Genomic DNA, 12783 nt, shown 5'->3' on the forward strand with positions numbered 1-12783 from the left:
TCCTTCGTTTCCGACTCTATCAGATCTTTCCGATCCGATTTCCTCGGTGCTTTCCGGTCCCTTTCGCTTTCGCTCCGGGCCCTTCCGGCGGTTCCGACTTTATCAGAATCATTTGAGCCGACCTAATCGGAGGCTTTCGTGATTCGAATAAGAATCGGGGTGACTCCGTGGAATCGAATTCCCGACCGGAGTGAGTCAGACTCTAGTTGATCGCTGCCGAACTGTCCAGTTCTAGGCAACCGTTTGAATCTACCTCCCCACGTCCGCCGTGTCAACAGCTTTTGTGGGCACCGGAGGACACTAGCAGGTCAGCGGGGTCGTACGCACATCAGGCGGCGGTGGGGAGGGTGGCGCTGCGGTCGGGTTCTTCGAGGTCGCCGGTGTCGCCGGTGCGGGAGGCGCGGCCGCCGAGGACGTAGACGTAGACGAGGAAGGCCAGCTCAGCGGCGATGCCGATGGTGATGCGGGCCCAGGTGGGCAGGCCTGAGGGGGTGACGAAGCCTTCGATGAGACCGGAGACGAAGAGGACGAGGGCGAGGCCGACGGCCATGCCGACGGCGGCGCGGCCCTGTTCCGCAAGGGCTGCCCGGCGGGTGGTGGGGCCGGGCTCGATGACGGTCCAGCCGAGGCGGAGGCCGGTGCCGGCGGCCACGAAGACCGCGGTCAGTTCGAGCAGGCCATGCGGAAGGATCAGGCCCAGGAAGACGTCGAGGCGGCCGGCGGAGGACATCAGGCCGATGCCGACGCCCAGGTTCAGCATGTTCAGGAAGAGGATCCCGAGGACCGGGATGCCCAGGAACGCGCCGAGGACCAGGCACATGGCGGCTGCCTGGGCGTTGTTCGTCCAGACCTGGGCGGCGAAGGAGGCCGCCGGGTGGCTGGAGTAGTACGTCTCGTACTGGCCGCCGGGGCGGGTCATCTCGCGGAGGTCGGCGGAGGCGCCCATCGAGGCCTGGACCTCCGGGTGCGTGCTGATCCACCAGCCGATGAGGACGGCGAGGAGGGTCGACAGGACGGCGGTGGGGATCCACCAGTGGCGTGAGCGGTAGACGGCGGCGGGGAAGCCGGCGGTGAGGAAGCGGGCCGCGTCGCGCCAGGAGGAGCGGCGGGTGCCGGTGACGGCGGCGCGGGCGCGGGCCACGAGCTGGGTGAGCCGGGCCGTGAGCATCGGGTCCGGCGTACTGGACTGGACGATCGAGAGATGGGTGGCCGCGCGCTGGTAGAGGGAGACGAGTTCGTCGGCCTCGGCGCCGGTGAGCTTGCCGCCGCGGCGCAGGAGGTGGTCGAGGCGTTCCCACTCGGCGCGGTGGGCGGTCACGTAGACGTCGAGGTCCATGATCGGCTGCTGCTCCAGGCACTGGCTGTGGACGGGTCCGTACTACTGCGGCGCGCTGCGGGTCAGCTTGGCAGACTGGCGTTCGGAGGGGTCGGGAAGGTCGGAGAAGGGTGGGCGCCGTGAGTGGGTTGGTGACGGGAGACGCCGTCGTACTGGGGTTGCAGCCGGCGCGGCTGCCGAGTCGGGCGCTGGCGGTGCTGATCGACCTCGTCGCGGTGTGGACGGTCTATCTGCTGATCACCATGGGGTTGGCGGTCGCGACCGCCTCGCTGGACGAGGCGGCGGTGATGGCGGTGTCCATCGCGTCGTTCCTGCTCGTCCTCGTGGGGGCACCGATAGCGGTGGAGACGCTGACGCACGGGCGGTCGCTGGGAAAGCTGGCCTGTGGGCTGCGGGTGGTGCGGGACGACGGTGGGCCGATCCGGTTCCGGCACGCGCTGGTGCGGGGCGCGATGGGGGTGGTGGAGATCCTGATGACGTTCGGGGTCGTCGCCTGTGTGGCCTCGCTGGTGTCCGAGCGCGGGCGGCGGCTCGGGGACGTCTTCGCGGGGGCCCTGGTGGTGCGGGAGCGGATACCCGCGGCACGGGTCCTGGCCGTGCCTCCGCCGCCGCCTTGGCTGGTGGGACGGTTCGCCGGGCTCGATCTGTCGGCCGTGCCGGAGGCGCTGTGGCTGGAGGTGCGGCAGTACCTGACGCGGGCGCGTGAGCTGGATCCGGTGGTGGGGCGGCGGCTCGCGGAGCGGTTGGCCGACGAGCTGGTGGCGCGGACGGGTACGCCTCCGCCGCCGGGGGTGCCGGCCGATGCGTTTCTCGCGGGAGTGGTGGCCGAGCGGCAGGCGCGGGACGCGCGGCGGGCGTTCGCGTCGGCGCCGGTGGCGTCGGGTGCGGTGCCTCCGGCGGTGACGGGTCCGCCGGTGTTCGCTTCTCCTGCGGTCGCTCCCCCGGTGGTTCCGCCGGTTGTGCCTCCCGTGGCCGCTCCCCCCGTGGTCGCTCCTCCCTCCGTCGTGCCCGGTGTCGGCGGCGGGCCGTCGGGGGAGGCGGGGGTGCGTCGGAGCGGGTTCGCGCCGCCTGCCTGAGCTGCCGCCGCCTGCCTGACCCGCGGGGTCAGGGGAAGAGCGAGGGCGGGGTCTCCAGGGCTTCGAGTTCGATGCCGGGTGCGGAGAGGACGACGTCGCCGGCGATGTGGACGGTGTGGCGTTCGCCGGTGTCCAGGGCGCTGACCTGGTACTCGTCCACCATCAGCGGGCCGTTGTCAGTGGCGTGCGCTTCACTTCTCAGCAAGGCCCAGGACTGGTCGACCGTACGGGGGGCGAGCACGGGGTCCGTGAAGGCGACGAGCCTGACGCGGGTCTCGGGGGAATCGGGGGTGAGACGCAGGAGTCGCGTGAGGGCGACGAGGAACGCCGGGGACGTGCCGGTGAAGGCGTGGGCGCGCACATTGCCTTCGGTGGCGTGGGTTCCGGTGGGGTCCGTGCGGACCCAGGTGACGCCGTCGAGGGCCGCGCCGCGGACCTGCCAGCCGGCGGCGTGGAGTTCGAGGCGGATGGGGCGGCCCAGTTCGTCGACGGCCAGGTCGACGGAGCCCCGGTGATCACCCGAGGGGGTGGTGGTCTGTGAGACGTAGCGCCAGCCGGAGGGGCCGGGGGCGCAGTGGAAGTGCTCTTCACCGAGGGGGGTGTGGTCGTGCGGGTCATGGAGCGAATATCGGCCGCGGGGCATGGGTCGGTCCTCGGGAGGGGGCGCTTGCGGGTGCCATAGCGGGGGGGGCGGGACGGGGCAGGCCCCCCGGCACGGGGGTGCGGGGGGCCTGCCTGAATCCTCTACGGGTGTCCGGGGCGGCGACGCGTCGGATGCGCGGCGCCGCCGGGCGGGCATCAGTAGCGGTAGTGGTCCGGCTTGAAGGGGCCTTCGACCTCGACGCCGATGTAGGCGGCCTGCTCGGGGCGGAGGGTCGTCAGCTTGACGCCGAGGGCGTCGAGGTGGAGGCGGGCGACCTTCTCGTCCAGGTGCTTCGGGAGGACGTAGACGTCGGTCGGGTACTCCTCCGGCTTCGTGAAGAGCTCGATCTGGGCCAGGGTCTGGTCCGCGAAGGAGTTCGACATCACGAAGGAGGGGTGACCGGTCGCGTTGCCGAGGTTCAGCAGACGGCCCTCGGACAGGACGATCAGGACCTTGCCGTCGGGGTAGGTCCAGGTGTGGACCTGCGGCTTGACCTCGTCCTTGACGACGCCCGGGGTCTTGGCGAGGCCGGCCATGTCGATCTCGTTGTCGAAGTGGCCGATGTTGCCGACGATGGCCTGGTGCTTCATCTTGGCCATGTCGGCGGCCATGATGATGTCCTTGTTGCCCGTCGTGGTGATGAAGATGTCGGCCGTCTCGACGACCTCGTCGAGGGTCGTGACCTGGTAGCCGTCCATCGCCGCCTGGAGCGCGCAGATCGGGTCGATCTCGGTGACGATGACGCGGGCGCCCTGGCCACGGAGGGACTCGGCGCAGCCCTTGCCGACGTCGCCGTAGCCGCAGACGACGGCGGTCTTGCCGCCGATGAGGACGTCGGTGGCGCGGTTGATGCCGTCGATGAGGGAGTGGCGGCAGCCGTACTTGTTGTCGAACTTCGACTTCGTCACGGCGTCGTTCACGTTGATCGCCGGGAAGAGGAGGTCGCCGGCCTGCTGCATCTCGTACAGGCGGTGGACGCCGGTGGTGGTCTCCTCGGTCACGCCGCGGATCTCGGACGCCAGCTGGGTCCACTTCTGCGGGTTCTCGGTGAGGGTGCGGTTGAGGAGACGGAGGATGTGGCCGTACTCCTCGCTGTCCGCGGTGGACGGGTCCGGGGCGGAGCCGGCCTTCTCGAACTCGACGCCCTTGTGGACGAGGAGGGTGGCGTCGCCACCGTCGTCGAGGATCATGTTCGGGCCGCCGGTGGGCGAGTTCGGCCAGGTGAGGGCCTGCTCGGTGCACCACCAGTACTCCTCCAGGGTCTCGCCCTTCCAGGCGAAGACCGGGACGCCCTGCGGGTCCTCCGGGGTGCCGTTGGGGCCGACGGCGATGGCCGCGGCGGCGTGGTCCTGGGTGGAGAAGATGTTGCAGGAGGCCCAGCGGACCTCGGCGCCGAGGGCGACCAGGGTCTCGATGAGGACGGCGGTCTGCACGGTCATGTGCAGGGAGCCGGTGACGCGGGCGCCGGCGAGCGGCTGCTGCTCGGCGTACTCCCGGCGGATCGACATCAGGCCGGGCATCTCGTGCTCGGCGAGGGTGATCTCCTTGCGGCCGAAGGCGGCCAGGGAGAGGTCGGCGACCTTGAAGTCCTGCTGGCTGGCGACAGTCGTCATGACTGGAGCTGCTCCTCGTGGATTCGGGTTCGAGGGTCGGTTGGAGCGCCTGACACCGCGGTGTGGCACAGCGACGGCATACGAATGCCCGGGTGTCCCGCGGTGCAGTCGTCGGAGGCCCTCTCTCCCTCGGCCGGCCACATGGACCGCCCGACCGCCATCAGCAGCGACGTCTGGCAGTCACGAATCTACACCGATCGGTGCGGCGCCCCACACTCATCCGGGAAGTACGGGGCGTGCGGAGAGGCCCCCGGGGCCGGGGTCTCCGGTCCTGGGGGCCTCTGTCGGTTCAGCGGGTGCGGGCGGGGCTCAGTGGCCGTCGGCGCCTGAGCTCTTGGCGGGGTTGGCGCCCGCGGAGGCGGCGGCCTCGCTGTAGATGTCGGGTTCCAGGTAGATGACCCGGGCGATCGGGACGGCGGCGCGGATGCGCTCCTCGGCCGCGTTGATGGCGTTCGCGACCTCGGTGGCGGTGTCGTCGTGCTGGACGGCGATCTTGGCGGCGACGAGGAGCTCCTCGGGGCCGAGGTGGAGCGTGCGCATGTGGATGAGGCGGGTGACGGTCTCGCCGTCGACGACGGCGGCCTCGATCTTCTTGACCTCTTCGACGCCGGCGGACTCGCCGAGCAGCAGCGACTTGGTCTCGGCGGCGAGGACGATCGCGATCAGGATGAGCAGGACGCCGATGCAGAGCGTGCCGATGCCGTCCCACACGCCGTCGCCGGTCGCCAGGGCGAGGCCGACGCCGCCGAGGGCGAGGATGAGACCGACCAGGGCGCCCAGGTCCTCCAGGAGGACGACGGGCAGCTCGGGGGCCTTCGCGCGACGGACGAACTGCGTCCAGGTGAGGCCGCCGCGGATCTCGTTGGACTCCTTGATCGCCGTACGGAACGAGAAGGACTCGGCGATGATCGCGAAGACCAGGACGCCGACCGGCCAGTACCAGGCCTCGATGGGGTGCGGGTGCTTGATCTTCTCGTAGCCCTCGTAGATGGCGAACATGCCGCCGACGGAGAAGAGCACGATCGAGACGAGGAAGGCGTAGATGTAGCGCTCGCGGCCGTAGCCGAACGGGTGCTGCGGAGTCGCCTCCCGCTTGGCCTTCTTGCCGCCGAGGAGGAGCAGTCCCTGGTTGCCGGAGTCGGCGAGCGAGTGGACGCTCTCCGCGAGCATCGAGGACGAACCGCTGAAGAGGAACGCCACGAACTTGGCTACGGCGATCGCCAGGTTGGCGGCGAGTGCCGCCACGATCGCCTTTGTTCCGCCTGACGCGCTCATGGGTGTACGTGGTCCCTTCGTCGATGCTCCGGCTGGGTCGCCGCGGTTCGGCCGGTCATTCTCGCATCAGGCCACGACGGTGGCGCGGAAGACCGTTCCCGCACCGGACAGTTCGGTCGGCTCGCCCGCCGGTACGAAGACGGACTCGCCGGGGGCGAGGACCACTTCGCCCGCCTTCGGGCGGCCCGCGACGGCGAGCAGGATCTGCGGGGTGGAGGCGGTGAGGTCGGTCGGGGCTCCGCCTTCCGCCCGTACGAAGCGGGAGAGCCGGAACTCGTCGATGGGGGTCTCGTAGACCTCCTCCCCCGACCCCGAGGCCTCGGGACGCAGGACGGCCGGGTCGCCCGGCTCGAAGCGGACGATCCGCAGGAGTTCGGGGACGTCGATGTGCTTGGGGGTGAGGCCACAGCGCAGGACGTTGTCGGAGTTCGCCATGATCTCGACGCCGAGGCCGTCGAGGTACGCGTGCGGGACGCCCGCGCCGAGGTACAGGGCCTCGCCGGGCTGGAGCAGGACGCGGTTGAGGAGCATCGCGGCGATGACGCCGGGGTCGCCCGGGAAGTGGTGGGCGAGGCCCGCGTACGGGGCGTAGGTGCCACCGAGGCGCTCGGCGGCGGCGGCGGCCTCGGCCACGGTGTGCGCCATCTCGTCCGGGTCGGCGGTCAGCAGGGCCGTCAGGACCTCGCGGAGCGCGGCCTCTTCGGGGTGGGCGTGGAGGAGGTCGACGTACGGCTTGAGGCTGTCGACGCCGAGCCCGGCGATGAGGTCGGCGGCCTCGACGGGGTCGCGGAAGCCGCACAGGCCGTCGAACGGCGTCAGCGCGCAGATCATCTCCGGCTTGTGGTTGGCGTCCTTGTACGTGCGGTGCGGGGCGTCGACGGGGATGCCCGCGGCCTCCTCGGCGGCGTAACCGGCCTGCGCCTGGGAGAGGTCGGGGTGGACCTGGAGCGAGAGCGGGGCGCCGGCGGCGAGGATCTTGAGCAGGAACGGCAGCCGGGGTCCGAACTTCTCGAGGGCCGGCTCCCCCAGCTCTCCCGCGGGGTCGGCGGCGATCAGCTCGTTGAGCGGGCCGCGCTCGGTGAAGGAGGGGGCACCGGGGTGGGCACCCATCCACATCTCGGCCTGGGGCTCGCCGGTGGGGGCGAGACCGAGCAGTTCCGGAATGGCCGTCGTGGATCCCCAGGCATAGGGCCGAACGGTGTTGACGAGGCGGTCCATGGGAGGTCTTCCAGCTTTCGGTGCGGCGCGTACGGACGGGAGGGCGAGACGAGGGGTCAGGCGGACGGTGCCGACGGCGGCAGGATGGCGGCCGTCGCGAGCGAGAGGTACACGGCCGCGAAGTCTGTCACGGCGAGCAGTTCGGCGAGGGTCTCCAGGTCGCCGCCCTCCTCCGGTTCCAGTTCGCTGATGGCCGTGTCGTGGCTGAGGGCCAGTTCGCGGGCGGCGGGGGCGGCGGTGAGGGCGCCGCCCGGTCGGTCGCGGAGCAGGACCACGCGGGTGCGGAGGGCCTGCTGCTCGTCGACGCGGTCGCGGAAGAAGTCGTCGGGGTCGGCGCCGGCGGCGAAGTCGCCGGCCAGCAGGACGCCGTGCGCGGGCAGCGCCTCGGGGAGTTCGGCGGCCAGCGCCGGCAGGCCGGCGAGTTCGGCCAGGACGGCGGCGAAACGGCGGCCGGCGGGGCCGGCGGCGTTGCCCTCCGTCCAGATCAGCGGGAGGGAGTCCGCCAGCTCGGCGGCGAGGGTCTTCGCCGGGTTGCTGTACGTGGCGATCGCCGGGCCGCAGCGTTCGGCCGTGCGGTCGAGCCGGTCGGCGACCTTCTCCAGCGCCTCGGGCGGCGCTTCGAGGAGGCCGACGCGGTCCAGGAGCGCGAGCAGCGGGGTGAACAGGGCCCACAACGCGCCGGGGCTGGCCGAGAGGTTCTCGCCAAACTCGTTCGGGGTCTCGTTCGGTGTCACGGCCATCGGGACGAACAGGCCGTGGGAGCCGTTGACCGCCTCGGCGAGCGGCGAGGCCTTCGGGGCGACGGCCACGACGGTGATCCCGCGGCGGTAGGCCTGCTCCGCGAGCAGGGCGAGGCCCGGTTCCGAGCCGTCCGTGGTCGGGAGCAGCAGCAGGTCCACCGAACCGGCCCAGCCGGGCAGGGCCCAGCGCAGGGCGCCCGCCGCGGGCGCGACGCCGGTCGGCTGCAGGCGTACGACGGGGGCGGCGGCTCCCGCGAGCGCGCCGATCAGGTCGGCGACGCCGGCGGCCGCGGTGCCGGGGCCCGCGACGAGGACGGCACGGGGCCGGCCCTCGGGCCGCAGGTCCGCGACGCCCGCCTCCGCGGCGTGACGGGCTGCGGTCCGCACCCTCGCGCCGGCCTCGGCCGCGCCGCGGAGGAGGCCGCGGCGGTCGGCGAGGGCGAGGGCGTCCGGTGCGTCGAGGAGGGTCTCGTCGAGCATGTGGCGGTGCCTCCCGGGTTGTACGGGGCGGGCCTCCCCTGGCGGGGGGCTTGCGGGGTCCTTGCGGGGCCTGCGGTGTCCTTGCGGGGTTTTGCGGGGCGGGGGTGAGCTGTGTGGTGGTGGGCCCTGCCTTCGGCCGGGCCTTTCCGCTTCCCACCCGCACCGCCCGTGTGCTGGGTGGGCCGAGGTGGGGTTCTTCTGTGGGGCGCTCTGTGGGGCGCTCTGTGGGGCGCTCTGTGGGGCTCTCCCCGTCGGGGGCGGAGTCTTCGTCGGTGGCCTCTACTCGGTGCCGGCTCCCGTGGGACGGCTCCCGTGGGACTGCTCCCGTGGGACTGCTCCCGAGAGGCCCGGGGGGGCGCCTGTACGGGATGACCCGCCCTGCGCCGGGACCCCTCTCGCCGGCCGGGCGGAGCCTGCCGGCGGCGAGTGGGCGTTGAGGCGACGTCTTGCGCCTGCGACATCTGCGCCTGCGCCTGCGTCTGCGTCTGCGTCTGCGTCTGCGGGGAGTCACCGCCGGGCGGTGGGTTCACGCGCGGCGCGGCCGGTGCTGGGTGGTCGGCCTGCGTCGGGAGATGCCCGGTGCCGGGCAGTGCGCCCTGCGTCGAGTGGGGTCCTGCGCCTGGCGTGCCAGGCGCACGGCCGTGCTCGGCGAGCGGATTGCCCGGCGGTGAGCTCCGCGGACCTATGCCGGGCGGCGAGCCTCGTCGGTGAGGAGCACGGGGATGGAGTCGCGGACGGGGTAGGCCAGGCCGCAGTCCGAGCTGGTGCAGATCAGTTCGGGGGTTTCGTCCGCCGTGCGGTCGTTCAGGGGAGCGTGGCAGGCGGGGCAGGCCAGGATCTCCAGGAGGCCGGCTTCGAGCGGCATGAGGTGTCCCTTCGAACAAACGATGATGGTGCTGCCCTTCGGGCCAGGTCAGCCTACCGCCGGGAAACGGGGTGCGCGGGTCGGCGACCGGCCGCCGGATCCGCGCCGGGGCGCGGTCTTGGCGGTTGCGCGAGTCGGCGGTCGCCACCCGACGGGGGTACGGCCGCAGTGAGGGGATCGGCCGCGCGGGTCCGCGGCCGGGCCGTGGGACCGGCGCGGAGCTGGTCCACCGGGTCGCGCGAGAGGCGGCCGGGTCGGCGGAGGGGCGAAGGGGCCGGGATTTGCCGGCCCTGGGGCGGCGACGGGGCCCGGGCACCGGCCGGGAGCGGCAAGGGGGCCGACACAACGGTCGAGGTTTCGCGGGCGGGGCGGCGGGGCCGCAGGCCAGGGGCGGCGCGGCGGCGGAGAGGCCGGGACACAGGCCAGGCGAAGCGGGCGCCGAGAGGCCAGGACACAAGCCAGGCGAAACGGCCACCGAGAGGCCAGGACACAAGCCAGGCGAAACGGCCACCGAGAGGCCAGGACACAAACCAGGCGAAGCGACCGCCGAGGGGCGGGATGCCGGTCAGGGGCGGCGAGGGGCCCGGCCGGGCTTTGGGGCCCGGCCGGGGGTGGGTCAGGAGCGGACGAGGGTGAGGACTTCGTCGCGGAGCTTGGCCATGGTGGGTTCGTCGCGGGCTTCGACGTTGAGGCGGAGGAGGGGCTCGGTGTTGGAGGCCCGGAGGTTGAACCACCAGTCGCCGGCGGTGACGGTGAGGCCGTCGAGCTCGTCGAAGGTGACGCCGTCGGCGTCCGCGTACGCGGCCTTGACCTTGGCGGTGCTGGCGGCCTGGTCGACGACGGTGGAGTTGATCTCGCCGGACGAGGCGTAGCGGTCGTAGGCGGAGACCAGGTCGGACAGCGCGCCCTGCTGGCCGCCGAGGGCCGCGAGGACGTGGAGGGCCGCGAGCATGCCCGTGTCCGCGTTCCAGAAGTCCTTGAAGTAGTAGTGCGCCGAGTGCTCGCCGCCGAAGATGGCACCGCTCTTCGCCATCTCCTCCTTGATGAAGGAGTGGCCGACGCGGGTACGGACGGGCTCGCCGCCGTTCTCGCGGACGACCTCGGGGACGGACCACGAGGTGATCAGGTTGTGGATGATCGTTCCGCCCGGGTGCTTGGCGAGCTCGCGAGCGGCGACCAGCGCCGTGATCGCGGACGGCGAGACCGGCTCGCCGCGCTCGTCCACGACGAAGCAGCGGTCGGCGTCGCCGTCGAACGCGAGGCCGATGTCGGCGCCCTCCGCGACGACGCGGGCCTGCAGGTCCACGATGTTCTTCGGGTCCAGCGGGTTCGCCTCGTGGTTCGGGAACGTGCCGTCCAGCTCGAAGTACATCGGTACGGTCTCGAGCGGCAGCCCCGCGAAGACGGTGGGGACGGTGTGCCCGCCCATGCCGTTGCCCGCGTCGACGACGACCTTGAGCGGACGGATCGCCGTGAGGTCCACCAGGCCCTTGAGGTGCGCGGCGTAGTCGTCCAGCGTCTCGCGCTCGGTGATCGTTCCCGGCGTGGCGGCCGCCTCCGGCGCCCCCGTCACGGTCCACTGCTCGGCGAGCGCGCGGATGTCGGCGAGCCCCGTGTCCTGGCCGACGGGAGCGGCACCGGCGCGGCACATCTTGATGCCGTTGTACTGGGCCGGGTTGTGCGACGCGGTGAACATCGCGCCCGGCAGGCCGAGGCTGCCGGAGGCGAAGTACAGCTGGTCGGTGGAGCAGAGCCCGATGAGGGTGACATCGGCGCCGAGGCGGGCCGCGCCGCGCGCGAAGGCGTTCGCGAGGCCGGGCGACGAGGGGCGCATGTCGTAGCCGATGACGATGGCGTCCGCGTCCGTCACCCGTACGAAGGCGGCGCCGAAGAGCTCGGCGAGCGTCTCGTCCCACTGGTCGGGTACTACTCCGCGGATGTCGTACGCCTTCACGATCTGCGACAGATCGACAGTCACGGATCCACCCTCCTGAGTTCTCGGCACGCGGTTGCGGCGCCTGTGCAAGGACCGCCCAAACTACCTGGGCGGACACAGCGTGCCATGGTCTGGGGTGACCGCGCCCGCCAGGAGCCGCGGGTGGCCGGGCTTCGACGTTCCCGGGATGCCGGGCCGGTGTCGGGCGGGTGCCGGACCGCCGGACTCTCCTGCCGGGTGGCCGCCGGGTTCCTCTGCGGGATGGCCCGTCGGCCGCCTGCCGGATGTTCTCCGCCGTCGGTTCGCCGTGCGGTTCGCCGTCAGTTGTCGGGGGGCCGGAGGCAGTTGTACGCGGCGCCGGGTCAGTTGTCGGGGGAACGGAGTACGCGGAGGTGTCCGCGGCGGCCGACCTCCATGGGGTCGCCGGGGCGGCCGCCGACGCCCTTGCCGCCGGTGCCGGCCGCGCGCTCCTGGGGGCGGGCCGCTTCGCGTACCGCGTTGGCCAGGGCTTCGAGGTCGTCGCCGCTGGGGCGGGCGGGGGCGGAGGGATCGGTGAGCCGCACCACGTCCCAGCCGCGCGGGGCGGTGAGGCGCTCGCTGTGCTCGGCGCACAGGTCGTAGCAGTGGGGCTCGGCGTAGGTGGCGAGCGGGCCGAGGACCGCAGTCGAGTCGGCATAGACGTACGTCAGTGTCGCGACGGCAGGGCGGCCGCACGCGGTGCGCGAACAGCGACGTACAGGGCTCACGACGTTGGACGGTACCGCACTCTTGACCGGGCCGCGACGACTCTCCCTCAGGTCACTCCACCGTGTCGCGGTGTGACCTCCGCCACCTCCCTTCCCGCGATGGCTGCTCTGACCTGCGAGGGAGGGATCACGGGGCGGTACGGGCAGGGAGCGTTCCGGACAGTTGGGGATACAAAACCGGTCAACCAGGGCCAGATGGCCGATCGCGACGGGCCGTCGAATAGGGCGCGGCCTTTGCCGGAATGTTCAGGTTTCGACAGCTCGGGCGGGGGTGGTGCGAGGGCGCCCGGAGAGGTGGCGAGGATGCGCCACGGTGCGCCGGGACCGATGAGCGTTACGCTGCGTCAGTGATGGACAGTCCTGTGCCGCCGAGCCCTTCGCACCGCCCCACGGAGCCCGCCGCGGAGCCTCCGGCGGAGCCCCGGGTCCGCCGCCGCGACCGGCACGGCCGCGGGATGCGGGGACCGGTCGCGCCGCCGCAGGTGCCGCTCTCCGCGAGCCGGGCCGACACCTTCCGCGATCTCGTCCTGGATTCGGTGGAGCGCCTTGAACGCCGCTGGCCCCAGCTGGCCGACGTCGACTTCATGATCATGGAGGTGCCTCCGGCGGTTCCCGGCGAGACGGTGCCGCTGGGCGGTTCGGTGCCCGCCGAGAAGAACGAGCCGGCGAAGGTCGTCGTCTACCGGCGCCCGGTCGAGATCCGTTCGAAGAGCCGTGACGAGCGGGCGCTCCTCGTCCACGAGGTCGTCGTCGAGCAGGTCGCGGAGCTCCTGGGGCTCTCCCCCGAATCGGTCGACCCCCGGTACGGGCAGGACTGACCCCGGTAAGGGCGAAACTCGACCAGTAAAGGCCGGA

The 12783-nt window shown here is 72.2% G+C and carries 11 protein-coding genes; 2 read left to right on the forward strand and 9 right to left on the reverse strand.

Annotated elements, in window-relative coordinates:
- Nucleotides 1-328: 328 nt before the first annotated feature.
- A complete protein-coding gene (locus OO54_RS35125) occupies nt 329-1336 on the reverse strand; it encodes a stage II sporulation protein M (RefSeq protein WP_033210790.1) in 1008 nt (335 codons plus the stop codon).
- Between the two features lie 110 nt (nt 1337-1446).
- Between OO54_RS35125 and OO54_RS35130 the strand changes: the two genes are divergently transcribed.
- Nucleotides 1447-2412 carry an RDD family protein gene (locus tag OO54_RS35130; protein WP_106970160.1) on the forward strand — a complete coding sequence of 322 codons (966 nt, stop codon included), beginning with the start codon at nt 1447-1449 and terminating at the stop codon, nt 2410-2412.
- A 28-nt stretch (nt 2413-2440) separates the two neighbouring features.
- Here OO54_RS35130 and OO54_RS35135 read toward each other — a convergent pair whose 3' ends face one another.
- The 8 genes from OO54_RS35135 to OO54_RS35170 all read right to left on the reverse strand — a co-directional run bounded on the left by OO54_RS35135 (nt 2441) and on the right by OO54_RS35170 (nt 11979).
- Nucleotides 2441-3055 (reverse strand): hypothetical protein, encoded by a 615-nt coding sequence (locus tag OO54_RS35135; RefSeq protein WP_017238336.1) that lies wholly within the window; start codon nt 3053-3055, stop codon nt 2441-2443.
- Between the two features lie 155 nt (nt 3056-3210).
- Nucleotides 3211-4668 (reverse strand): adenosylhomocysteinase, encoded by a 1458-nt coding sequence (ahcY, locus tag OO54_RS35140; protein ID WP_033210793.1) that lies wholly within the window; start codon nt 4666-4668, stop codon nt 3211-3213.
- Between the two features lie 309 nt (nt 4669-4977).
- Nucleotides 4978-5943 (reverse strand): cation diffusion facilitator family transporter, encoded by a 966-nt coding sequence (locus tag OO54_RS35145; RefSeq protein ID WP_033210795.1) that lies wholly within the window; start codon nt 5941-5943, stop codon nt 4978-4980.
- 66 nt (nt 5944-6009) lie between these two features.
- Entirely contained in the window at nt 6010-7161 is a 1152-nt protein-coding gene (gene manA, locus OO54_RS35150) for a mannose-6-phosphate isomerase, class I (RefSeq protein WP_033210798.1), read from the reverse strand.
- Between the two features lie 56 nt (nt 7162-7217).
- On the reverse strand, nt 7218-8381 hold the full coding sequence (locus OO54_RS35155) for an SIS domain-containing protein (protein WP_033210801.1): 1164 nt from the start codon (nt 8379-8381) through the stop codon (nt 7218-7220).
- A 682-nt stretch (nt 8382-9063) separates the two neighbouring features.
- Complete coding sequence (locus OO54_RS35160) at nt 9064-9246, reverse strand: Trm112 family protein (protein WP_017238341.1); 183 nt, start codon at nt 9244-9246, stop codon at nt 9064-9066.
- 616 nt (nt 9247-9862) lie between these two features.
- Nucleotides 9863-11224 (reverse strand): phosphomannomutase/phosphoglucomutase, encoded by a 1362-nt coding sequence (locus OO54_RS35165; RefSeq protein WP_033210804.1) that lies wholly within the window; start codon nt 11222-11224, stop codon nt 9863-9865.
- Between the two features lie 320 nt (nt 11225-11544).
- Nucleotides 11545-11979: a DUF3499 domain-containing protein gene (locus OO54_RS35170; RefSeq protein ID WP_193384173.1), complete on the reverse strand. Its 435-nt coding sequence runs from the start codon at nt 11977-11979 to the stop codon at nt 11545-11547.
- A 299-nt stretch (nt 11980-12278) separates the two neighbouring features.
- On the opposite strand from OO54_RS35170, the gene OO54_RS35175 reads away from it, so the two are divergent.
- Nucleotides 12279-12746: a metallopeptidase family protein gene (locus tag OO54_RS35175; protein ID WP_033210808.1), complete on the forward strand. Its 468-nt coding sequence runs from the start codon at nt 12279-12281 to the stop codon at nt 12744-12746.
- Nucleotides 12747-12783 lie beyond the last annotated feature (37 nt).

It is taken from the genome of Streptomyces wedmorensis (genome assembly GCF_000716445.1).
In the GTDB taxonomy this organism is placed as follows: domain Bacteria; phylum Actinomycetota; class Actinomycetes; order Streptomycetales; family Streptomycetaceae; genus Streptomyces; species Streptomyces wedmorensis.